17 protein-coding genes are annotated in these 21,750 nt (G+C 70.2%); 7 read left to right on the forward strand and 10 right to left on the reverse strand.

The genetic code is table 11. From position 1 onward, the window contains the following. Positions 1 to 3: 3 nt before the first annotated feature. Positions 4 to 1,191 carry a cytochrome P450 gene (locus HD557_RS14365; RefSeq protein WP_196874362.1) on the reverse strand — a complete coding sequence of 396 codons (1,188 nt, stop codon included), beginning with the start codon at positions 1,189 to 1,191 and terminating at the stop codon, positions 4 to 6. Between the two features lie 127 nt (positions 1,192 to 1,318). Between HD557_RS14365 and HD557_RS14370 the strand changes: the two genes are divergently transcribed. Continuing rightward, positions 1,319 to 2,563 carry a PucR family transcriptional regulator gene (locus HD557_RS14370; RefSeq protein ID WP_196874363.1) on the forward strand — a complete coding sequence of 415 codons (1,245 nt, stop codon included), beginning with the start codon at positions 1,319 to 1,321 and terminating at the stop codon, positions 2,561 to 2,563. Positions 2,564 to 2,781: 218 nt separating this feature from the next. On the opposite strand, the gene adhP is transcribed toward HD557_RS14370, so the two are convergent. After that, on the reverse strand, positions 2,782 to 3,798 hold the full coding sequence (adhP, locus tag HD557_RS14375) for an alcohol dehydrogenase AdhP (RefSeq protein ID WP_008361297.1): 1,017 nt from the start codon (positions 3,796 to 3,798) through the stop codon (positions 2,782 to 2,784). A gap of 324 nt (positions 3,799 to 4,122) precedes the next feature. Here adhP and HD557_RS14380 point away from each other — a divergent pair, with 324 nt between their 5' ends. Beyond that, entirely contained in the window at positions 4,123 to 4,773 is a 651-nt protein-coding gene (locus HD557_RS14380) for a TetR/AcrR family transcriptional regulator (RefSeq protein WP_196874364.1), read from the forward strand. Here the strand turns inward: HD557_RS14380 and HD557_RS14385 are convergent. Then, entirely contained in the window at positions 4,770 to 5,990 is a 1,221-nt protein-coding gene (locus tag HD557_RS14385) for a sensor histidine kinase (protein WP_008361299.1), read from the reverse strand. The genes HD557_RS14380 and HD557_RS14385 overlap by 4 nt on opposite strands. After that, entirely contained in the window at positions 5,987 to 6,643 is a 657-nt protein-coding gene (locus tag HD557_RS14390) for a response regulator transcription factor (protein ID WP_008361300.1), read from the reverse strand. Before HD557_RS14390 ends, HD557_RS14385 begins: the two co-directional genes overlap by 4 nt. Before the next feature lie 207 nt (positions 6,644 to 6,850). Here HD557_RS14390 and HD557_RS14395 point away from each other — a divergent pair, with 207 nt between their 5' ends. Genes HD557_RS14395 through HD557_RS14410 form a run of 4 tightly spaced genes read left to right on the forward strand, consistent with a single transcriptional unit; the run spans position 6,851 to position 10,458 of the window. Further along, positions 6,851 to 7,405, forward strand: coding sequence for a hypothetical protein (locus HD557_RS14395; RefSeq protein WP_008361301.1), 555 nt, complete (start codon positions 6,851 to 6,853; stop codon positions 7,403 to 7,405). After that, positions 7,402 to 8,568, forward strand: a complete 1,167-nt coding sequence (locus HD557_RS14400; RefSeq protein ID WP_008361303.1) for a peptidoglycan-binding protein — start codon at positions 7,402 to 7,404, stop codon at positions 8,566 to 8,568. Before HD557_RS14395 ends, HD557_RS14400 begins: the two co-directional genes overlap by 4 nt. A 4-nt stretch (positions 8,569 to 8,572) precedes the next feature. Next, the gene (locus HD557_RS14405) at positions 8,573 to 9,262 is read left to right on the forward strand and encodes an ABC transporter ATP-binding protein (RefSeq protein ID WP_196876417.1); all 690 of its coding nucleotides are present in this window, start codon (positions 8,573 to 8,575) and stop codon (positions 9,260 to 9,262) included. Next, the gene (locus tag HD557_RS14410) at positions 9,259 to 10,458 is read left to right on the forward strand and encodes an ABC transporter permease (RefSeq protein WP_196874365.1); all 1,200 of its coding nucleotides are present in this window, start codon (positions 9,259 to 9,261) and stop codon (positions 10,456 to 10,458) included. Before HD557_RS14405 ends, HD557_RS14410 begins: the two co-directional genes overlap by 4 nt. A 79-nt stretch (positions 10,459 to 10,537) precedes the next feature. Here HD557_RS14410 and HD557_RS14415 read toward each other — a convergent pair whose 3' ends face one another. Further along, the gene (locus HD557_RS14415) at positions 10,538 to 11,710 is read right to left on the reverse strand and encodes an acyl-CoA dehydrogenase family protein (protein ID WP_196874366.1); all 1,173 of its coding nucleotides are present in this window, start codon (positions 11,708 to 11,710) and stop codon (positions 10,538 to 10,540) included. 25 nt (positions 11,711 to 11,735) lie between these two features. Beyond that, positions 11,736 to 12,584, reverse strand: a complete 849-nt coding sequence (locus HD557_RS14420; RefSeq protein ID WP_008361310.1) for a 3-hydroxybutyryl-CoA dehydrogenase — start codon at positions 12,582 to 12,584, stop codon at positions 11,736 to 11,738. 106 nt (positions 12,585 to 12,690) lie between these two features. On the opposite strand from HD557_RS14420, the gene icmF reads away from it, so the two are divergent. Next, entirely contained in the window at positions 12,691 to 15,909 is a 3,219-nt protein-coding gene (gene icmF / locus HD557_RS14425; RefSeq protein ID WP_196874367.1) for a fused isobutyryl-CoA mutase/GTPase IcmF, read from the forward strand. A gap of 26 nt (positions 15,910 to 15,935) precedes the next feature. Here icmF and HD557_RS14430 read toward each other — a convergent pair whose 3' ends face one another. The 4 genes from HD557_RS14430 to HD557_RS14445 form a co-directional block, all read right to left on the reverse strand. After that, entirely contained in the window at positions 15,936 to 17,603 is a 1,668-nt protein-coding gene (locus HD557_RS14430; RefSeq protein ID WP_008361314.1) for an L-lactate permease, read from the reverse strand. 68 nt (positions 17,604 to 17,671) lie between these two features. Beyond that, entirely contained in the window at positions 17,672 to 19,000 is a 1,329-nt protein-coding gene (locus tag HD557_RS14435) for a (Fe-S)-binding protein (protein WP_008361315.1), read from the reverse strand. Between the two features lie 4 nt (positions 19,001 to 19,004). Further along, positions 19,005 to 20,219 (reverse strand): FAD-binding oxidoreductase, encoded by a 1,215-nt coding sequence (locus HD557_RS14440; RefSeq protein ID WP_008361317.1) that lies wholly within the window; start codon positions 20,217 to 20,219, stop codon positions 19,005 to 19,007. Further along, on the reverse strand, positions 20,219 to 21,685 hold the full coding sequence (locus HD557_RS14445; protein WP_008361319.1) for an FAD-linked oxidase C-terminal domain-containing protein: 1,467 nt from the start codon (positions 21,683 to 21,685) through the stop codon (positions 20,219 to 20,221). The genes HD557_RS14440 and HD557_RS14445 overlap by 1 nt, the downstream gene beginning before the upstream one ends. Positions 21,686 to 21,750 lie beyond the last annotated feature (65 nt).

The following is a 21,750-nucleotide window of genomic DNA, read 5'->3' on the forward strand; positions in this document are numbered from 1 at the left end:
TGGTCACCTCGCGGGGATCAGCTCGAGCGGAAGGTGCTCGAGGCGGTGGATGATGTTGTTGACGGCCCACACGGGCTGGCCGGTGAGCTCGATTCGTTCGACCCGGTCGAGCAGGTGGCCGAGGATTGTCCGCGTCTCGAGCCGGGCCAGCCCCTGGCCGGCACATCCATGGGTGCCGTGGCCGAAGCCGAGCTGCTGCGTCGCGTCCCGGGTGATGTCGAAGGCCTCCGGCGAGTCCCAGACCAGCTCGTCCCGGTTCGCGGAGGCGTACATGACCAGCACCCGGCTGCCCGCGGGCAGCTCCACGTCGGCGAGGGTCATGTCGGCAGCGACCTTGCGGCTGAACGCGCGCAGCGGTGATTCCAGACGGACGACCTCGTTGATGGCGTTCGGCAGCAGGGCGCGGTCCGCCCGCAGCGCCTGCCACTGGTCAGGGTGCCGGGCGAACAGGTAGAGCGCACTGGCGATGGCGCTGAGGGTCGTGTCGATCGAGGGTGCCAGGTAGTCGACGAGCAGCTTCGGGCATTCCGCGGCGTCCAGACGGCCCTCATCGACGGCCTGCAGCAGGTCACCGCCCAGGCTGCCTTCGCGCAGCCGGCGGTCCTTGGCGACACCATGGGCGTAGCGCAGCATCTGCACGCTCGGCCGGATGCTGCGGACCGCCTGGCCGTTCATCGGGCCGAGCGCGTCGAACGTCGCCGCGCCCCACGCCAGCAGACGGTCCCGACCCTCCTCCGGCCAGCCGACCAGGTCGGGGACGATGGACATCGGCAGCGCCGTCGCCAGGTCCTCGACACCGTCGATCCGGCGGCGTTCGAGGGCCGCGGCCACGACGCGTCGGGCCTGGGCGTCCACCTGGTCGTGCATCTCGCGCAGCGCGCGGGGCGTGAGTCGGTGCGCGACGAGCTTGCGTCGCTCGTCGTGCTGGGCTCCGTCGCTGTTGAGCGTCGTGCCGCGAGCGAGCCGGTTGGTGACCGGGTTGAGAGCCACGCCCGCGCCCGACACGAAGGTCGAGTCGTCCAGGAGCGCTGCCTTGCACTCCGCGTACCGCGGCAGGGCGAACACCTTGTGGCGCTCCAGCCAGACCACGGGGCCCTGGGCGCGAAGCCGGGAGTAGTGGGGGTAGGGATCCAGGATCGCCGAACGGGAGTACAGGTCCCCGGCGTCACTTGATGCGAATCTCTGCGGCATGTTCGCTCCTCGACTTCGTGCTGGTTCCGAATGAGTGTCAGACACCGGGACCTGCGACCGGAAGGGCGCAATGTCGTAGAATCGCCTCACTTTTAGGCAGAATGCACATCGAACGAAGGGTGGGTCGATGAGCCTCGGACTGGTCAGAGCCTGGGAACCACCGTCTCCTCGGCTGGCCGGCCTTCTCCGGCAAGCCGTCCTGACGATGCTCGACCAGGTCGAGGAGCTGCTCGCGACGATCGACGCCGCAAGCTTCGAGGTGAACCGTGAGCTGCTCGAGCTGGCTCCAGGACTCGCCGGTCCGCTGCGGGCCGCGGGCCGCTCCAACGTGACGGTCTGGGCCACGGCCAACCTTCGTAAGCCCGGCCTTCCCGTGCCCGCCAATTTGAGCCCGGAGAACGTCGACTTCGCCCGGGACGTCGTACGCCACGGGTTCGACGAGACGATCCTCAGCGGGTTCCGCGTGGGACAGAACCTGGCCATGCAGGCCGCGACCGATGTGGCCTTCCGGGTCACCGACGACCACGACGACCTCCGCGAGCTGCTGGCGTTGGTGGCGCGGTCGATCTTCGCCTACGTCGAGGAGACGCTCGAGGGAATCGGCACGATGATCCGCGCCGAACGCTCTCAGCTGCGCGACGCGACCACGGCCGCCAGGGCCGAAGCCGTGGCGCTCATCCTCGAGGGAGGACCGATCTCCGAGCGACGGGCCACCCAGCTGCTCAGCTACGACGTCGCTCGGTCGCACACGGCCGCGATCGTCTGGTCCGACGAGACGCCACCCGAGGGCGCGCTCGAGGCCGCGGCCAGCGAGCTGGCCCGTGCGGGTGGTACGGCGCGCCCACTCATCCTCCCGGTCGGACGATCGACCCTGTGGGTCTGGCTCTCCGGAGGCGACACCGGTGACCTCGGCTCACGACTGCGACAGAAACTTCCCCAGGCCGCCACGGACATCCGAGTTGCCACCGGCCGGCCGGGACCGGGTCTCGCGGGCTTCCGCAAGAGTCACCACGAGGCAGCGGCGACACAGCGGTTGGCGCGGAGGCTGCCCCTGCACAGCAACATCACCTCCTACGACGAAGTCGAGGTCGTGGCACTGGCCAGCAGCAACGAGGACCAGGCCCGCGAGTTCGTGGCCCGCACACTGGGCCCACTCGCCGACGCACCCGCAGAGGTCCGCGAGACCCTGCGGACGTATCTGCGGCAGGAGTGCAACCTGACCCGGACTGCTCAGGTCGAGTTCGCACATCGCAACACGGTCGCCACACGACTGGAGCGAGCGAGAGACCTCCTGCCCCACGAGCTCACCGAGCGGACTCTCCAGGTTGGCCTGGCCCTGGAGGTCGCCCGCGTCATCGGATCCGCCTCATAGGCCAGGTCGGCGCCGCTTGACGGACTGGGCGCCTGCTCGACCGCGTAGTTGAAGACGCCGTAGAGCAGTCCGTGGTAGTTCGCCTTGGTCTTCAGCTGTACAGAGAAACCCCAGGGAGACCTGGGGTTTCTCGCATTTCAGCCTCACGCCGAGACTCGCCGGGACACCAAGTGGTCGGAGGCCCCGGAGATGGCACGGATCGAGCGCGAGAAGCGGTCTCAGAGCTCGAAGACGAGCCGTGCCGAGGTACGCGCATGGAGTACGTCGTCGATCGACTCGTTGACCTCCTCGAGCTTGCGCGGCTCCGCGATGACGCGGGTGCGCCCCAGCGCGTGGAGCCGGAAGACCTCGGCGAGATCCTCTCGGGTGCCGACGATCGAGCCGATCACGCTGATCCCGAACAGCACGGTCTGGAAGATCGGCAGGTGCATCGGGCCCTCGCTCTCCGGCGGAAGCCCGACACAGACCAGCCGACCCCCGCGGCGCAGCGACGCGAACGCCTGCTCGAACGCCTTGGGGGTCACCGCGAGCGCGACGGCGACATCAGCACCGCCGAGGTCCGCGATCGCCTGCACGGGGTCGGTGGTGGCGGCGTTGACGGTGTGGTCCGCGCCCAGCTCGCGAGCGAGGTCGAGCTTCTCGTCGGTGAGGTCGACCGCGATGACCTCGGCGCCGACCAGTCGGGCGTACTGAACCGCGAGGTGGCCCAGACCGCCGATCCCGAAGACGGCGACCCTCTCCCCCGGCGTCACCTGGGCGACCTTGATCGCCTTGTACGTCGTGACCCCGGCGCAGGTCAGCGGCGCCGCGTCGAACGAGGAGACTCCTTCAGGGACGGCCACGACGTAGTTCGCGTCGGCGACGGCGTACTCGGCGAAGGCGCCGTCGACCGAGTAACCACTGTTCCGTTGCTCCTCGCAGAGCGTCTCCCAGCCGCTGACGCAGTAGCCACAGCGGCCGCACGCGTGGCCGAGCCAGGCGATCGCGACACGGTCACCGACCGCACGGTGCGCGACACCCTCGCCCAGCGCGGTGACGACACCGACCCCTTCGTGACCGGGGACGAACGGCGGAGCCGGCTTCACCGGCCAGTCGCCGTGGGCGGCGTGGATGTCGGTGTGACAGAGCCCGCACGTCTCGAGCTGCACGAGCACCTGGCCCGGGCCGGGTTCGGGGACAGGACGGTCCTGGATCTCCAGGGGCCGGTCGAAGCCGGTGACGACTGCTGCTCTCATGTCAGTTCTCCTTCGGGTGGACGTCTGGCATCCACTGCACCTCACCCGCCGATCCGGGATGAGTGCCGAATGTCCTGGGCCCTCAGGCACTTGGTCGAGGCGTCAGGTGCTCCGGGTCACGCGATCCGGTACCGGACGAACCTCCCGCGGCAACGTACGATCACCGCGGCACTTCGCTATCGCGGCGTTGTGCCGACACACGCCAGCCGACGGCTCGTCGACACGTATACCGTCCCTGCTGCCAGGGCCGGTCCCGTGTCTACGGCAGGCTCGCGTGCCTTCCCCCCGAACCAGCGCGTCGACACGTGCCAAGGAGTGACGCTCGTGACCAACCTCCACCCGATGCCCGTACCTGCGGGGCAGATGCGGGCAGCCATGATCGAGGCGGCTCGGCGGCTGTTGGAGGATTCCCCCATTCGCAACGTCTCGATCAGAGAGGTGTGCGAAGCCGTGGGTGTGGGAAAGTCCGTGCTGTACCGACACTTCGGCGACAAGAACGGACTCCTCAGCGCGGTGATCGACGAGGCGTTCAACCGCTACATCGAACGCAAACGCTCCCGCGAACACACGGCCGACCCGGTGACAGACCTTCATGCCTGCTGGGACGACTACCTCGACTTCGCGGCCGCCAACCCGGCGCTCTACCGACTGATGTTCTCCCCCGCCATGCCCAAGATGCCGGACGCAGCAGGGAGGATCTTCGTCCTCCTCACCGAGGCGCTCGACCGTTGCGCCGTCGCCGGCGCCCTCCGCATCCCGAGCCGGGAAGCCGCACAGATGATCCTCTCGGCGAACACCGGGGTCGCGCTGAGCCTCCTCTCCCAGCCCGACCGGTTCGGCGATCCGGAACTGTCGGCGCGCGTTCGCGATGCCGTCTTCGCCATCTGCCTCACCAGCGGTACGAACCGGCCGGAGGCCCCGGGCACGCAGGCGCTCGACGACGGCTTCGAGATCGGCGGCCGGTACCGCCGCTAGCCCGGCACACGCACCTGCACCACGAGGCCGCCGCCCTCGCGTGGCTGGGCGGTGACGGAGCCGTGGTGCGCTCGCGCGATCGCCTCGACGATCGAGAGGCCCAGACCCACGCCCCGGTCCACGACGATCCGGTCGCGGTCCAGGCGACGGAACGGCTGGAACAGCTCCGCGACCTCGTACGCCGGCACCTCCGGGCCGGTGTTGGTGACGACGACCTCGGCGTGCTCGTCGACGGACCGGCATCGTGCCTCGACCCACCCACCGGCGACGTTGTGACGGATGCCGTTCTCCACCAGGTTGGCGACGAGTCGCTCGAGCAGGATGGCGTCGCCCGAGGTGGGCGTCTCCCCCACGTCCGTGCGGACCTCGACACCCGCCGACTCGGCCTCAGGAGCGGTGAGGTCGGCGACGTGCTCGACGATGTCGGCGAGGTCGACGGGCCGGCGGTCGATCGGCCCGTTCTCGGCGCCGGCGAGGTCGAGCAGGCCGGAGATGAGCGCCTCGTGCCGGGCGTTGAGAGCCAGCAGGTCGGCACCGAGCGTACGCAGGTCCGACGAGGCGTCGGGCCGGTGCATCGCCAGCTCCACCATCGCCCGACCGACCGTGAGCGGCGTACGCAGCTCGTGGGACGCGTTGGCCACGAACCGGCGCTGCCCGGCGAAGGAGCGGTCGAGCCGGCCGACCATCGCGTCGAAGGCGTCGGCCAGCTCCTTGACCTCGTCGTCGGGACCCTTCAGCTCGATCCGCTCCCCCAGACCCATGTCGGCGGCCGGAGCCGCGGAGATCCGGTGAGCCGTGGCGGTGACGGTGTGGAGCGGGGCGAGCACCCGGCCCGAGATGAACCAGCCGAGCACGCAGGCGATGATCAGCACGACCACCAGGGCGATCGCCCCCTGGATCAGCAGCGACTCCGCTGCCGCGCTCTGCAGCTCCTGCCGCTGGGCGAGCAGCCAGTCCCGCGCCTGCGGACCCGTGAGGACGTCGCCCTTCTGCGTCTCCACGTAGGTGGTGTCGAGCAGCTGCTGGAGCGCGTCCGGGTCGTCGCCGGGGCCGGGCAGCCGGGTCGCCTTCACGATCATCGACCCGCCCGAATCGAGCTGGTTGACGAAGAGGCCATAGGTCACCGCGAGCAGCAGCCCGCCAGCGAGCAGGAACAGACCCGCGTAGGTGAGCGTGAGCCGCGCCCGCAGGCCCAGTCGGTTGGGCAGGATCCTCATCGCAGCCGGTACCCCACACCGGTGACCGTCTCCACCAACGGTGGATCACCCAGCTTGCGGCGCAGCTTGTGCAGGGTCACCCGCACGGCGTTGGTGAACGGGTCGGCGTGCTCGTCCCACACCTTCTCCAGCAGGTGCTCCGCCGAGACCGGCGCACCGTCGGCCATCATCAGCTCCGCCAGCACTCCGAACTCCTTGCGGGCGAGCGGGACGTAGCGGCCGCCCCGGAACACCTCCCGGCGGCTGGGGTCGAGGGTCAGGTCTCCACGGCGCAGCACCGGCGGCACCGCCTGGCGCGAGCGCCGTCCGAGGGCCAGCACCCGGGCGGCGAGCTCGGGGAACGCGAACGGCTTGGTGAGGTAGTCGTCGGCCCCCAGGGCGAGCCCGGAGACCCGCTGGGTGACGTCGGCCGCGGCCGTCAGCATCAGGACCCGCGCACCGGACTCCGAACCCACGATCTGGTGACAGACCTGGTCGCCGTGGACGACCGGCAGGTCGCGGTCGAGGACGACCACGTCGTACTCGTTGACGCCGACCCGCTCCAACGCCTGCCCACCGTCGAGGGCGACGTCGACGGCATGGCTCTGCTGCCGCAGCCATTCGGCCACGGACTCCGCCAGCTGCGGCTCGTCCTCGACCACCAGCACCCGCATCGCCTCACTCCTTCTCGACCCATGACTCGACTCATGACCCGGCTCATGACCGGTCCCTCCGGACCGGTCAGCCTGCCGCGTACGGCATTTCCTCGACGTTAACCCGTGCCAGATCACCGGGAAACGCATTCCCGAGTTGGCTGGGGCCGCCGGCCCGGACGCCACCCAGCCCGGGCCAGCGCCATGACCCCGACTCGAGGAGAATCCATGTTCACCCGAACACTCACCGCCGCGGCGTTGGTCGCGCTCGGCCTGACCCTGACCGCCTGCGGCGGGGACGACACCGGCGGGATCGCGTCGGCCGGCGGGGACAGCACCGCCGACGCCGATGCGAGCGCGGCCGCTGGCGACGAAGGCGGCGACCGCGAGCAGATGCTGAAGTTCACCAAGTGCCTGCGCGAGCACGGCCTCGAGGTCGAGGACCCGCCGCCGGGTGAGGGGCTGAAGCTCCAGCTCGGTGGCGGCGGTGGACAGCAGGTCGACCGCGAGACGGTGCAGAAGGCGATGGAGGCCTGCCAGGAGTACGCCCCGCAGGGGCAGATGGGCGCCGACAACCCCGAGATGCGCGAGGCGATGCTGGAGATGGCCGAGTGCATGCGGGAGAACGGGGTCGAGGACTTCCCCGACCCGGAGCCGGGCCAGATGGGCATGCAGATCACTCCCGAGATCGGTGAGGACCCGCAGTTCGAGGCAGCGCAGGAAGCCTGCCGCGACATCCTGGAGGACGTTCGGTCCCAGGCGCAGGAGGGGCAGAGCTCGTGACCGACATCGATGACGTACCCGTCCGTGCGGAACCGGCCGGGAGCTCGGTGCCCGGCGAGGCGCTGACGCCACCCGGCCGTCCGCGGCGCACCGCCAAGATCGCGGGGGTCGGCCTCGCCGTCCTCGCGGTCGCCGGCACAGCGGCCGGCGCGTATGCCTACGCCGACCGCGACGGCAGCTCCGCCACGCAGGACGCGCTCCCCCCGGCGACGGCCGAGGTCACCCGCGGCACGCTCACGGACGAGGTCACCGAGGGCGGCACCCTCGGCTACGGAACCCTCGTCCCGATCAGCTCCCGCAGGCCCGGCACCGTCACGGCCCTCCCCGACGAAGGAGAGGTCGTACGCCGCGGCGAACCGCTCTTCGAGGTCGACGCCACCCCCGTGCCCCTGGTCTACGGCACCGTCCCCGCGTGGCGAGACCTCGCCCCCGGTGTCGAGGGCAAGGACGTGAAGCAGCTCGAGAAGAACCTCTGGGCGCTGGGCTATCGCGGCTTCGACGTCGACGAGGACTACACCTACGCGACCGCGGACGCCGTCGCGGAGTGGCAGGAGGACCTCGGCGTCGAGGAGACCGGGAAGATCCGGACCGGTGACGTCGTCGTCCAGCCCGCCGCGGTCAGGATCGGCAGCCTCTCCGCGAGCCTGGGCGACCAGGCAGGAAACGGGGGTCCGGTGCTGTCCGTGACCGACACCGTCCCCTCGGTGACCGTCACCCTCGACCCCGCCGACCGGCGGATGGCCGAGGTCGGCGCCGCCGTCGAGGTCACCCTTCCCGACGGCACCCGGGCGGCGGGCAAGGTCACCGACGCCGCCACCAAGGTGTCCGAGGAGTCCGGCGGGGGCGGCGGGGACGACGGCGAGTCCACCACCACGCTCGAGGTGGTCGCCGTGCTGACCGAGAAGAAGGGCCACGAGGCCGCCGCTGCCTACGACGCCGCGGCCGTCGACGTCGCCTTCACCGCCGGCGAGCGCAAGGACGTGCTCACCGTCCCGGTCGCTGCGCTGGTCGCCCTCGCCGAGGGCGGCTTCGGCGTCGAGGTCGTCGAGGGCAGCACCACCGAGTACGTCCCGGTCGAGGCCGGCCTCTTCTCGGGCGGTCGGGTCGAGATCTCCGGCAAGGGCATCACCGAGGGCACCGTCGTGGGGGTGCCGGGTGAGTGAGCCGATGATCGAGCTGACCGACGTGCACAAGTCGTACGCCGGCGGCGTGCGCGCCCTCGACGGTGCCAGCGTCCGCATCGATGCCGGCGAGCTGGTCGGCATCGTCGGCCCCTCCGGATCGGGCAAGTCGACGATGCTGCACATCCTCGGCACCCTGGACCGACCGACCTCCGGCCGGGTCGGCATCGCCGGGCACGACGTGCGCACGCTCGACGACGCCCAGCTCTCCGCGCTGCGGGCGAGGCGGATCGGCTTCGTCTTCCAGCAGTTCCACCTCGCCCCCGGGACGACCGCCCTCGACAACGTCGCCGACGGGCTGCTCTACAGCGGCCGACGACGTACCGAGCGTCGCGAGCTGGCCGCCCAGGCGCTGACTCGGGTCGGCCTCGGCCACCGGCTGACCCACCGGCCGCACGAGCTCTCCGGTGGTGAGAAGCAGCGGGTGGCGATCGCCCGGGCGGTCGCCGGTGGGCCCGCGCTCCTGCTCGCCGACGAGCCGACCGGTGCCCTGGACTCGGCGTCCGGGTCCGGGGTGATGGAGCTCCTCGGGGACCTCCACCGCGACGGCACGACCGTCGTGATCATCACCCACGACCACGACATCGCCCGATCGCTGCCGCGACAGATCGGGATCCGCGACGGCCGGATCGTCTCCGACAGCTCCTCGGTGTCCCTGGTGGGTGGTCGCCGATGAGCACGCTGACACCCAGCCGGCTCAGTGCCGGCGACCGGCTGCGGGTCGGAGCCGCCGGGCTGCGGACCCGACCGATGCGGGTCTTCCTCTCCTCGCTGGGGATCGCGATCGGGATCGCGGCGATGATCGCGGTCGTCGGCATCTCCACCTCCTCCCGCGCCGACCTCGACGCCCAGCTCGACGCGCTCGGCACCAACCTGCTGAGCGCGCAGAACGGCACGACCATGATGGGCGCGCAGGCGGTGCTGCCGCTGTCCGCGGAGGCGATGGTCGGCCGGATCGGCCCGGTCACCGACGTCTCCGCCATCGGCGTCGTGCCCGACGCCCGGGTCTACCGCTCCGACAAGATCCCTGCGGCCGAGACCAAGGGGATCGCGGCGTACGCGGCCCGGACGGACCTTCTGGAGACCACTTCCACCGAGCTCGCCGCCGGGATCTGGCTGAACGACTCGACCGCCCAGTACCCGGCCGTGGTGCTCGGTTCGGCGGCCGCGGAGCGGCTGGGCGTGAGCTCGCCGAGCCCCGACGTACAGATCCTCGTCGGGGGACGGTGGTTCACCGTCGTCGGGATCCTGGAACCCTCCCCGCTGGTGCCCGAGATCGACTCCGGGGCGTTGATCGGCTGGCCGGTCGCCCAGGAGGTGCTCGGCTTCGACGGGCATCCCACCACCCTCTATGCCCGAGCCGCGCCGGACCAGGTGGAATCGGTCCAGGAGGTGCTCGGCGCCACCGCCAACCCGGAGGCCCCCGGTGAGGTCGACGTCGCCCAGCCCTCCGACGCACTCGAGGCGCAGCAGGCGGCCGACCAGGCCTTCACCGCCCTGCTGCTCGGCATCGGCGCGGTCGCGCTGGTGGTCGGCGGCGTCGGCGTGGCCAACACGATGGTGATCTCGGTGCTGGAGCGGCGTGCCGAGATCGGTCTGCGCCGCTCGCTGGGTGCGACCCGCGGCCAGATCCGCTCCCAGTTCCTGACCGAGTCGCTGCTGCTCTCGCTGCTCGGCGGACTCGCGGGGGTCGCCATCGGCGGGGCCGTCACCCTGGCGTACGCCCTGACGCAGGGGTGGACCCCGGTGGTCCCGCCCTGGGCGCTGGGCGGTGGCCTCGGCGCCACCTTGCTGGTCGGCTGCGTCGCAGGTCTCTACCCGGCGGCACGGGCGGCGCGGCTCTCGCCGACGGAGGCGCTCGCGACCCCGTGACGGCCGAGGCGTCGCACGCGCCGTCCCACCGGTGAACGTACTGGTGGGACGGCGTCGGACCTTCCGCCGCCCGCGTAGGTCACAGGGTCGACTGGATGCCGGCGAGGAGCTGGCGAGCCATCACGATGCGCTGGACCTGGTTGGTGCCCTCATAGATCTGCGTGATCTTGGCATCACGCATCATCCGCTCCACCGGATAGTCACGCGTGAACCCATACCCACCCAACAACTGGACCGCATCCGTGGTCACCTGCATCGCCACATCCGAGGCGAACGCCTTCGCCGCAGCACCGAAGAACGTCAGATCCTTGTCACCACGCTCGGAACGACCCGCGGCGGCATAGGTCAGCTGGCGGGCGGCCTCGATCTTCATCCCCATGTCCGCCACCATGAACTCCACACCCTGGAACTCCGCGATCGGCTTACCGAACTGCTTGCGCTCCTTGATGTAACCCAACGCATAGTCCAACGCACCCTGCGCGACGCCGACGGCCTGGGCGGCGATCGTGATCCGGGTGTGGTCCAGGGTCTGCATGGCGTAGGTGAAGCCCTTGCCCTCCTCGCCGATGAGCCGGTCGGCGGGGATGCGTACGTTGTCGAAGTAGACCTCGCGGGTCGGGGATCCCTTGATGCCCAGCTTCTTCTCCGGGGCACCGAAGGAAACCCCCTCGTCGGACTTCTCGACCACGAACGCGGAGATGCCCTTGGAGCGCTTCTCCGGGTCGGTCACGGCCAGCACCGTGTAGTACTCCGAGACACCCGCGTTGGTGATCCACCGCTTCACGCCGTTGAGCACCCAGAAGTCCCCATCACGCACCGCCCGGGTCTTCTGGTTCGCCGCGTCCGAACCCGCATCCGGCTCGGAGAGGCAGTAGGAGAAGTTGCCCTGCCCCGCGGCCAGCGCACCCAGATACTTCTTCTTCAGCTCCTCCGACCCACCGATCTGCACCGGCAGCGAGCCCAGCTTGTTCACCGCCGGGATCAACGAGGCCGACACATCCGCCCGGGCGATCTCCTCGATCACCAGCACCGTCGCGAGCGCGTCGGCACCCACACCCCCGTACGCCTCGGGCACATGCGGCGCGAAGAACTCGGTCTCCACCAACGCATCGTGCGCCTCCTGCGGATAACGAGCCTCCTCATCGACCGCAGCCGCGGCCGGCGCGATCTTCGCATCACAGATCTCACGGATGGCCTTGCGGATCTCCTGGTGCTCCTCGGAGAGGGCGAACAGGGGGTACTGGTCGGACATTCGGACTCCACTCACGTGTGCGGGCTCAGTACGCGTAGAAGCCCTGGCCGGACTTCTTGCCGAGGAGACCGGCGTCGACCATGCGGTCCAGCAGCGGCGGCGGCGAGTAGAGCGGCTCCTTGAACTCCTCGTACATCGAGATGCCGATCGCCCGGACGGTGTCCAGCCCGATGAGATCCGACAGCGCCAGCGGGCCCATCGGATGGCCGCAGCCGAGGACCATCCCGTTGTCGATGTCGGCCGCGGAGGCGTAGCCCGCCTCGTACATCCTGACCGCGCTGAGCAGGTAGGGCACCAACAGGCTGTTGACCACGAAGCCCGCTCGGTCGGTCGCCTCGATCGGCTGCTTGCCGAGCGTCTTGGCGACGAAGGTCTGCATCCGCTCCAGCGTCTCCGGCGACGTGGTCAGGCTCGGGATCAGCTCGACCAGCTGCATCACCGGGGCCGGGTTGAAGAAGTGCACACCCATCACGTTCGCGGCCCGCCCGGAGACCGCACCGAGCTTCACGATCGGGATGGAGGAGGTGTTGGAGGCGAGGATCGCGTCGTCCTTCTCCAGCAGCGCACCGACGGTCCGGAACAGCTCGAGCTTGACGTCCTCCTTCTCCGAGGCCGCCTCGACCACGAGGTCGCGGTCGCTCAACCGGCCGAGATCGGTCGTGAAGGTGATGCGGTCCAGCACGCCGGCGAGGTCCTCCTCGCTGAGCTTGCCGCGGCTCACCGCACGCTCCAGACTCCCCCGCACCTTCGCCTCGGCGGCTCGCACCGCTTCCTGGCTGATCTCGACCGTAACGGTGTCCAGCCCGGAACGAGCACACACCTCGGTGATCCCCGAGCCCATCAGCCCGCCACCGATCACGCCAATCCGATCCATCCCCAAGCTCCTTGTCCACAGGTCGGTCACGGGTTCCTCAAAATTACTTGGACACCATAGTATCTAATTACTTGGACATCAAAGTATTGCCCTTGAGGAGCCTCCGATGACCGAACTGCACAAGCCCGCGAACCCGGTACGACTGATCACGGCGAGCAGTCTGTTCGACGGACACGACGCCTCGATCAACATCATGCGCCGGATCTTCCAGAGCCAGGGGTGCGAGGTCATCCACCTCGGCCACAACCGGTCGGTCGGCGAGGTTGCCGAGGCCGCGATCGAGGAGGACGTCAACGGCATCGCGGTCTCGTCCTACCAGGGCGGGCACGTCGAGTACTTCGAGTACCTCGTGCAGCTGCTGCGCGAGCGCGGCGCCGGCCACGTCCAGGTCGTCGGCGGAGGTGGCGGCGTCATCGTGGCCGACGAGATCGCCCGTCTGCGTCAGGCGGGCGTCACCATCTTCTCCCCCGAGGACGGTCAGCGCATGGGGCTGGCCGGCATGATCAACTCGGTCGTCGCCTCTCTCGACACCGACCTGTACGCAGCCCGCGGCTGTGACGTCGAGGGCGTGCTCTCCGGGGACCGAGCGCAGCTCGCCCGGGCGATCACCGGTGCCGAGCAGGGACGTCTGTCGCCGCAGGTGCTGGACGCCCTGCGCTCGACCGGCCGGGACGTACCCGTGGTCGGCATCACCGGAACCGGTGGGTCGGGCAAGTCCTCGCTGACCGACGAGCTGGTACGCCGCCTGCGCACCGACCAGCAGGACAAGCTGAGCGTGGCCGTGATCGCCATCGACCCGACCAGGCTGCGCGGCGGTGGCGCGCTGCTCGGCGACCGGATCCGGATGAACGCGATCGACGGGGACCGGGTCTACTACCGGTCCCTGGCCACGCGGGGCAGGCACGAGCTGCCGGAGCACCTCGATGACGTACTCACGGTCGTGAAGGCGGGCGGCTTCGACCTGGTGATCGTGGAGACCCCGGGCATCGGTCAGGGCGATGCGGGGATCGTGCCGTTCGTCGACCTGGCGATGTACGTGATGACGCCCGAGTTCGGCGCCGCGAGCCAGCTGGAGAAGATCGACATGCTCGACTTCGCCAACATCGTGGCGATCAACAAGTTCGAGCGCCGCGGTGCGGAGGACGCGCTGCGGGACGTCGCTCGTCAGCTGGTGCGCAACCGGGAGGCGTTCGGCTCGCAACCGTCGGACATGCCGGTCTTCGGCACCTCGGCGGCGACGTTCAACGACGACGGCGTGACCGCCCTCTACCAGGAGCTCGTCCGGCTGCTGCGTCCCCTCGGGGTGCCGTTCCAGGAAGGGCGGATCGCACCGGTCTCCGTCCGCCGCTCGAGCGGTACGCAGCAGCCGGTTCCTCCGCAGAGGGTGCGCTACCTGGCCGAGATCTCCGAGACGGTCCGTGGCTACCACTCCGAGACGGAGGAGCTGGTCGAATCGGCCCGCCGGGTCGATCGTCTCGACCGCGTCCGGCAGGAGCTCGGCGACGGTGCCGGCGCCGAGGCCGTCGGCGGGCTGCTCGACAGCGCTCGAGGCGACCTCCCTGAGGCGCTGGCCGAGCAGATCGAGCAGTGGCCCGAGGTCGTCGCCTCCTACTCCGGCGACGAGCAGGTCGTCACGGTGCGCGACAAGGAGATCGTCACCAAGCTGACCAAGGAGTCGCTGGCCGGCACGCGGGTCCCCCGGGTGGCGCTCCCGCCGGACGACGAGGTCGGCAGCCTGGTCCGGTTCTGGCGCAAGGAGAACCTGCCCGGCCGCCACCCGTTCACCGCCGGGGTGTTCCCGTTCAAGCGCGACAACGAGGACCCGGCCCGGATGTTCGCCGGCGAGGGCGACCCGTTCCGCACCAACCGTCGCTTCAAGCTGCTCTCCGAGGGCCAGCCCGCCACCCGGCTCTCGACCGCGTTCGACTCGGTCACCCTCTACGGCCGCGACCCGGGCGAGCGGCCCGACATCTACGGCAAGGTCGGCACGTCCGGGGTCTCGGTGGCGACGCTCGACGACATGAAGGCGCTCTACGACGGCTTCGACCTGACCGCGCCGTCGACGAGCGTCTCGATGACGATCAACGGCCCCGCACCCACCGTGCTCGCCTTCTTCCTCAACACCGCCATCGATCAGGCGGTCGACAAGTTCCGCTCGAAGGAGGGCCGCGAGCCCTCAGAGGCCGAGAGGGATCAGCTGGCTGCGTACGCCGTCTCGACGGTGCGTGGCACGGTGCAGGCCGACATCCTCAAGGAGGACCAGGGCCAGAACACCTGCCTGTTCTCCACCGAGTTCTCCCTGCGCTGCATGGCCGACATCCAGGAATGGTTCATCCAGAACAGCGTCCGCAACTTCTACTCCGTCTCGATCTCCGGCTACCACATCGCCGAAGCCGGAGCCAACCCCATCTCCCAGCTCGCCTTCACCCTCGCCAACGGGTTCACCTACGTCGAGTCCTACCTCGCCCGCGGCATGTCGATCGACGACTTCGCCCCCAACCTGTCCTTCTTCTTCTCCAACGGCATGGACCCCGAATACTCCGTCATCGGCCGCGTCGCCCGCCGGATCTGGGCCATCGCCATGCGGGAACGCTACGGCGCCTCCGAGCGCTCCCAGAAGCTGAAGTACCACATCCAGACCTCCGGCCGGTCCCTGCACGCCCAGGAGATGGACGTCAACGACATCCGCACCACCCTGCAAGCGTTGATCGCGATCTACGACAACGCCCAGTCACTACACACCAACGCCTTCGACGAAGCCGTCACCACCCCCTCCGAAGAATCCGTCCGCCGCGCACTGGCGATCCAGCTGATCATCAACCGCGAATGGGGCCTCGCGTTCAACGAGAACCCACTCCAAGGCTCCTTCATCATCGACGAGCTCACCGACCTCGTCGAAGAAGCCGTCCTGAAGGAGTTCGACCGGATCTCCGAACGCGGCGGCGTCCTCGGCGCCATGGAGACCGGCTACCAGCGCGGCAAGATCCAAGACGAGTCCATGCTCTACGAGCACCGCAAGCACGACGGCACCCTGCCCATCGTCGGGGTCAACACCTTCGTCCGCGACACCAACGGCACCCCCGCCGGCCCCGTCGAGCTCGCCCGCGCCACCGAGACCGAGAAGAAGTCCCAGCTCGACCGCGTCCACGCCTTCCGCGACACGCACAGCGACGACGCGGCCGCCGCCCTGGAGCGGCTCAAGGAGGTCGCCACGTCCGACGGAAACGTCTTCGCGGCGCTCATGGACGCGGCTCGGGTCTGCTCGCTCGGTCAGATCACGGACGCCTTCTTCGAGGTCGGGGGCGCCTACCGCCGCCACGTCTAGCCACCCGGCACGCGCGGCAACGCATGTCAGGGGACCATCCAGCCGAGGACAGGGGTCGACTGGAGGGCGACGAGGACGCACATGAAGGCCAGCATCGCGATGCTCCACCCGAAGACCTTGCGGAAGATCTCGCCCTCCTTGCCGGCCATGCCGACGGCCGCCGCGGCGATGGCGAGGTTCTGCGGGCTGACCATCTTGCCGAGCACGCCGCCCGAGGAGTTGGAGGCGGCCATCAGCACCTGGTCGAGGCCGGCCTCCTTCGCGGTGGTCACCTGGAGGAGGCCGAAGAGGGCGTTGGAGGACGTGTCCGAACCCGTCACGGCCACCCCGAGCCAGCCGAGGATCGGCGAGAGGATCGCGAACGCGCTGCCGGTCCCCGCGAGCCAGGCGCCGATCGAGCCGGTCTGCCCTGAGAAGTTCATGACGTACGCCAGGCCGAGCACCGCCATCACGGTGACGATGGCGGGGGCGAGCTGGCGGTAGGTGTCGCGGTAGGTCGTCGCGACCGCGCCCGGCCGGATCCTCAGGCAGATCGCGGTGATGACGCCCGAGAGCAGCAGCATCGTGCCGGCCGCGGGGAACCAGTCGAACTTGAACCCGCCCTGGGCGCCGGCGACGTCGCCGAGCCCCGGGAAGATCACGGTCGGGGTGTGGTCGGTCCCGGAGAGGGTGAACGGCCGGTGGGCCAGGGCCTCCTTGATCGCCGGGATGCTGACGATCACGAAGATCACGATGATGATCGCGTACGGCAGGAAGGCCTTGAAGACCTCCCTGGTGCTGTCCCGCTCCTCGCCGCCGTCGCCGGACCGGGGCGCAGAGTTGGTGTCGGTCGACCCACCGACGGATGCGCCGACCAGCGACTCGGCAGGGACCTTCTCCCGCGGCTGCCAGACCCGCAGCAGGCCGACGACCACGGCGACCGAGAAGAGCGAGGCGACGATGTCGGCCAGCGGGACGGAGATGTAGTTCGAGGCCACGAACTGGGCGATGCCGAAGCCGAGGCCGCACAGCAGCGCCGGGATCCAGGTCTGCCGGAGACCACGCCGGCCGTCGACCACGAAGACCAGGATGAGCGGCACCACGACCGCCAGGACCGGGGTCTGACGGCCCACCATCGCGCCGAGCGTGTCGACGCTGAAGCCGGTCTGGTCCGAAAGTGCGTTGATCGGCGAGGCCATCGCGCCGTACGCCACCGGGGCGGTGTTGGCGATCAGCGCGACCGCGGCGGCCTTGACCGGCTTGAAGCCCATCGCCATCAGCATCACCACGGTGATCGCGACCGGCGTACCGAAACCGGCCAGGGCCTCCAGCAGTGCGCCGAAGGAGAAGGCGATGATCAGCGCCTGGATCCGCTGATCGTCGCTGACCTTGCTGAACGCCCGGCGCAGCACGTCGAAGTGGCCGGTGTGGACGGTCAGGTTGTAGACGAAGACCGCGTTGATGACGATCCACATGATCGGGAAGAAGCCCGAGAACAGGGCGCCCTGGGCGGCCGACAGGATCGCGTCGTCGGCCGGCATCTCGAAGAGGGCGACGGCGACGACCAGGGCGACGGCCAGCGAGATGAGGCCGGCCTGCCAGGCCTTCATCTTCAGCCCGCCGAGAAGGACGAACATGGTGATCAGCGGCAGGGCGCCGCACAGGGCGCTCAGGACGAGCGAACCGCCGACCTGGTCCGGTACTGGCTCAAACATGGCGACTCCGAGGGTCGTGGTGTGGGAGATGAGCCCCCGAGACGTGGGGGTGTTCAGTTGTCGGAGAATCAGATGGTGCGACTGCGCAGCACCTCGGGCGAGGAGCCGCTGATCGAGGCGTCGAGCACCTCGACGAGATGGGCCATGCCGAGCCGGTGTCCCTGCGCGGTGATCGCCGAGGCGACCTGGAGCAGACAGCCCGGGTTGGCGGTGACGAGCACCTCGGCGCCGGTGGCGACGATGTTGCGCGCCTTGCGCTCGCCCAGCTCGCGGGCGGGCTCGGGGTTGAGGATGTTGTAGATGCCGGCCGAGCCGCAGCAGATCGACCCTTCGGCGATCTCGCGCAGCTCGACGCCGGGGATGCCTCGCAGCAGCGCCCGCGGCTGGGTGCGTACGCCCTGGGCGTGGGCGAGGTGGCAGGCGTCGTGGTAGGCGATGGTGAGGTCGAGCGGGTGACGCTCGGCGACCGGGCCGAGCTCGTCGAGGATCTCGGCGATGTCACGGACCTTGGCCTCGAAGGCCGCGGCCCTGGTGGCGTACGCGGGGGCGTCGGCGAGCAGCCGGGCGTAGTCCTTGAGCGTCGAGCCGCAGCCGGCGGCGTTGATGACGATGTGCTCGACCCCGGCGTCCTCGAAGGCGTCGATGATCCGGCGGGCGTACGCCTGGGCCTCCCGCTCGCGGCCGTTGTGCACCGAGAGCGCACCGCAGCAACCCTGGTCCGCCGGGATGACCACGTCGCAGCCCTCCGCCGCGAGCACCCGCGCGGTCGCGGCGTTGACGCCCGGGAAGAACGCGCCCTGGACGCAGCCGGTGAGCATGCCGACCACCGCCCGCCGCTCCCCCACCGCGGGCACACGCTCGGGCAGCGGCGCGGCTTCGGTGATGGTCGGTGTCAGCCGCTCCATCGCGGCCAGATGGGGCGCCATCCGGTCGAGCAGGCCGGTCCGGCGCAGGCGGCGGTCCAGCCCGGTGCGCTGCAGCAGCTTCAGCGGACCGCGCATCGCGCGCAGCCGCCTGGGGTGCGGGAAGATCGCGAAGATCAGGCTCCGCAGCGCCTCCTCCTTCGGCGTACGCGTGTGGTTGCGCTCAACCTGGGCGCGGGTCTGCTCGATGAGGGTGTCGTAGCGGACGCCCGAGGGGCAGGCGGTCACGCACGACATGCAGCCCAGGCAGTTGTCCCAGTGCTGCACCATCGAGTCCGACATCGGCTCGCCCTCGAGCCCCTCCTTCATCAGGTAGAGCCGCCCGCGCGGGGAGTCCATCTCCTCGCCCCACAGCAGGTAGGTGGGGCAGGTCGGCAGGCAGAAGCCGCAGTGCACGCAGTCGTCGAGCAGGTGCTGGTCGGGAGGGTGCTCCTCGTCGAAGGCGCCGAGGTTTCGGATGTCCATGTCGGTCATGGGGCTAGATCCCTCCTACGAAGCGGCCCGGGCTGAGCCGGTGGTCGGGGTCGAACTCGTCCTTGACCCGGCGCATCAGCTCCAGCGCCGGCACCGGCCCCCACAGGTCCAGCTGCTCCTTGATCGCCTGCGGGGCGTCGAGCACCACGGTGCTGCCGCCGTGACGACCGGTGGTCTCGCGCAGCCGCGCGAGAACCCCACGGATCTCGGTGATGACCCGGTCGGCGGGGACGGCGACGTACGCGACGCCGACGCCGGCCGAGCCGCGCAGCCCGAGCCCGCCGGCGGCCTCGATGACGTCGGCCAGACCGGAGAGCCGGAAGGTCACCTTGATCCTGACGTGCCTGTCGCTGGTGTCGCCCCACGGGTACCGGCCCCAGCCGGCGGGCGGCCGGTCGCTGATCTCGGCGCCGGGAAGCAGCTGCTTCAGGACGGCCGTACGTCCCGCCACGCCCTCCGGGCGTCCCTCGACCAGCACGTCGACCTGCAGCCCGTCAGCGGTGGCGTCCACCTCGAGACCGGAGGGCACCGTCTGGGAGTGCAGGACCGCCTGGGTGAGCTCGGCGGCGTGCGCCGCGTCGCGCGCGGCGACGCCGACCCAGCGTCGGCTCTGCGGGACCGGGTGGAGCCGGAAGGTCGCCTCGGTGACCACCGCGAGCGTGCCCATCGAGCCGACCAGGAGCTTGCCGACGTCGTAGCCGGCGACGTTCTTGACGACCTTGCCACCGGCCTTGGCGACCACGCCGTCGGCGCGCACCATCGTCACCCCGATGAGCAGGTCGCGCATGGTGCCGGCGAGCATCCGCAACGGGCCGCTGGTGTTGGCCGCCAGGGTGCCGCCGACGGTCGCGCCGGCCAGGGTCTCGTCGAGCGCGAGGCGCTGGTCGGCGGTGGCGACCTGCTCGTTCAGCCGGGCCAGCGGCGTGCCGGCTCCGACGGTGGCGATCAGGTCGCCGGAGGCGTGCTCGATCACCTGGTCCAGCGCGGAGAGGTCGAGCAGGATGTCGGCCGAGGTCGGCGGGTTGCCCCAGCGCAGCTTGGTGCCGGCTCCGGTCGGGACCACGGACTCCCCCGCCGACGCCGCGGCGCGCATGATCTCGGCGACCTCGGCGGTGCTCGCCGGGCGCTCGATGCGGCCGGGGCGTACGCCGGAGATGGACCGTGTTGGTCTCGACACGCTCGCTTCGCTCGCGGCTCGACCGGCGATGGAATCGCTCATCAGAAGACCTCCGCGACGCCGGCCTGCTGCAGCGGGTGCGCGCCCTGACGCCGGCCCGGGCGCTCTCCGCACAGGCGTGGGGTCGGGAAGATCTTGCCCGGGTTGGAGATCCGGTCCGGGTCGAAGGCGCACCGGACGAGCTGCATGGTGTCGAGGTCGTCAGCGGCGTACATCTTCGGCATGTGGCCCGCCTTGTCGGCGCCGACGCCGTGCTCGCCGGTGATCGAGCCGCCGTGCTGCAGGCAGAGGTCGAGGATCCCGCGGCTGACCTCCTCGGCGGCGTCCCCGGCGCCGGGGACGGCGTCGTCGAAGAGCACCAGCGGATGCAGGTTGCCGTCGCCTGCATGGAAGACGTTGGCGACGCGTACGCCGGAGCGCTCGGAGAGCTCCGCGATCGCCCGCAGCACCTCGGGCAGGGCGGTCCGCGGGATGACGCCGTCCTGCACGATGTAGTCGGGGCTGATCCGGCCGACGGCGGCGAAGGCGGACTTGCGACCCTTCCAGATCAGGAACCGCTCCTCGGCGGTCTTCGCGGTGCGGATCTCGAAAGCGCCGGTCTCCTCGCAGAACCGGACCACGTCGGCGTACTCCGCGTCCACCTCGGCGGCCGGACCGTCCAGCTCGATGACCAGCACCGCGCCCGCGCCGTCGGGATAGTTGCAGTGCACCGCGGCCTCGGCGGCCTCGATCGCGAGCGCGTCCATCATCTCGATCGCCGCCGGCACGATGCCGGCCGCGATGATCGCGGACACCGCGGCACCGGCCCGGTCGGTGGAGTCGAAGCCCACCAGCAGAGTGACCACCTTCTCCGGCAGGCGCACCAACCGCACCGTCACCTCGGTGACGATCCCGAGGGTGCCCTCCGAGCCGACGACGGCGCCGAGCAGGTCGTAGCCGGGACTGTCGGGAGCATCCCCGCCGAGGCGTACGCGGTCGCCGTCGGCGGCCACGAACTCGGCGGCGAGCACGTGGTTGGTCGTGAAGCCGTACTTGAGGCAGTGGGCACCGCCGGAGTTCTCGGCGACGTTGCCGCCGATCGAGCAGACCTGCTGGCTGGAGGGGTCCGGCGCGTAGTAGTAGCCCTCCGGGGTCGCCGCCCGGGTGACGTCGAGGTTGATGACGCCGGGCTCGACGACGGCGCGCTGGTCCTCGCGCCGGACCTCCTTGATGGCCCGCAGCCGCGAGGTGACCACCAAGACACCCTCGGCGTGCGGCAGGCTGCCGCCGGAGAGCCCCGTGCCGGAGCCGCGGGCGACGTACGGGATCTGCAGCTCGGCACAGCACCGGACGATCGCGGCGAGCTGCTCGGCGGTCTCCGGGATCACCACGAGCGCCGGGGTGACCCGGTAGTGGGCCAGCCCGTCGCACTCGTACGTCCGCAGCCTGGCGTGGTCGGTGATCACGCCGTCCTCGGGGAGGAGCGCCCGCGCCCGCCGGATCAGAGTCTCCAGAGGTGTCAGGCCCATCGTTCCCTCGATTTCGTATCGCGGAATCTTCCTTCTGCCCCCTGGAACTTTAGGGCACAGAGGGC

The organism is Nocardioides luteus, from assembly GCF_015752315.1.
GTDB lineage: Bacteria > Actinomycetota > Actinomycetes > Propionibacteriales > Nocardioidaceae > Nocardioides.

Coding starts and splice junctions, on each gene's coding strand:
- HD557_RS14365 (WP_196874362.1), bottom strand. CDS start 1,191: ATGCCGCAGAGATTCGCATCAAGTGACGCCGGGGACCTGTACTCCCGT.
- HD557_RS14370 (WP_196874363.1), top strand. CDS start 1,319: ATGAGCCTCGGACTGGTCAGAGCCTGGGAACCACCGTCTCCTCGGCTG.
- adhP (WP_008361297.1), bottom strand. CDS start 3,798: ATGAGAGCAGCAGTCGTCACCGGCTTCGACCGGCCCCTGGAGATCCAG.
- HD557_RS14385 (WP_008361299.1), bottom strand. CDS start 5,990: ATGAGGATCCTGCCCAACCGACTGGGCCTGCGGGCGCGGCTCACGCTC.
- HD557_RS14390 (WP_008361300.1), bottom strand. CDS start 6,643: ATGCGGGTGCTGGTGGTCGAGGACGAGCCGCAGCTGGCGGAGTCCGTG.
- HD557_RS14395 (WP_008361301.1), top strand. CDS start 6,851: ATGTTCACCCGAACACTCACCGCCGCGGCGTTGGTCGCGCTCGGCCTG.
- HD557_RS14405 (WP_196876417.1), top strand. CDS start 8,573: ATGATCGAGCTGACCGACGTGCACAAGTCGTACGCCGGCGGCGTGCGC.
- HD557_RS14410 (WP_196874365.1), top strand. CDS start 9,259: ATGAGCACGCTGACACCCAGCCGGCTCAGTGCCGGCGACCGGCTGCGG.
- HD557_RS14415 (WP_196874366.1), bottom strand. CDS start 11,710: ATGTCCGACCAGTACCCCCTGTTCGCCCTCTCCGAGGAGCACCAGGAG.
- HD557_RS14420 (WP_008361310.1), bottom strand. CDS start 12,584: ATGGATCGGATTGGCGTGATCGGTGGCGGGCTGATGGGCTCGGGGATC.
- icmF (WP_196874367.1), top strand. CDS start 12,691: ATGACCGAACTGCACAAGCCCGCGAACCCGGTACGACTGATCACGGCG.
- HD557_RS14430 (WP_008361314.1), bottom strand. CDS start 17,603: ATGTTTGAGCCAGTACCGGACCAGGTCGGCGGTTCGCTCGTCCTGAGC.
- HD557_RS14435 (WP_008361315.1), bottom strand. CDS start 19,000: ATGACCGACATGGACATCCGAAACCTCGGCGCCTTCGACGAGGAGCAC.
- HD557_RS14440 (WP_008361317.1), bottom strand. CDS start 20,219: ATGAGCGATTCCATCGCCGGTCGAGCCGCGAGCGAAGCGAGCGTGTCG.
- HD557_RS14445 (WP_008361319.1), bottom strand. CDS start 21,685: ATGGGCCTGACACCTCTGGAGACTCTGATCCGGCGGGCGCGGGCGCTC.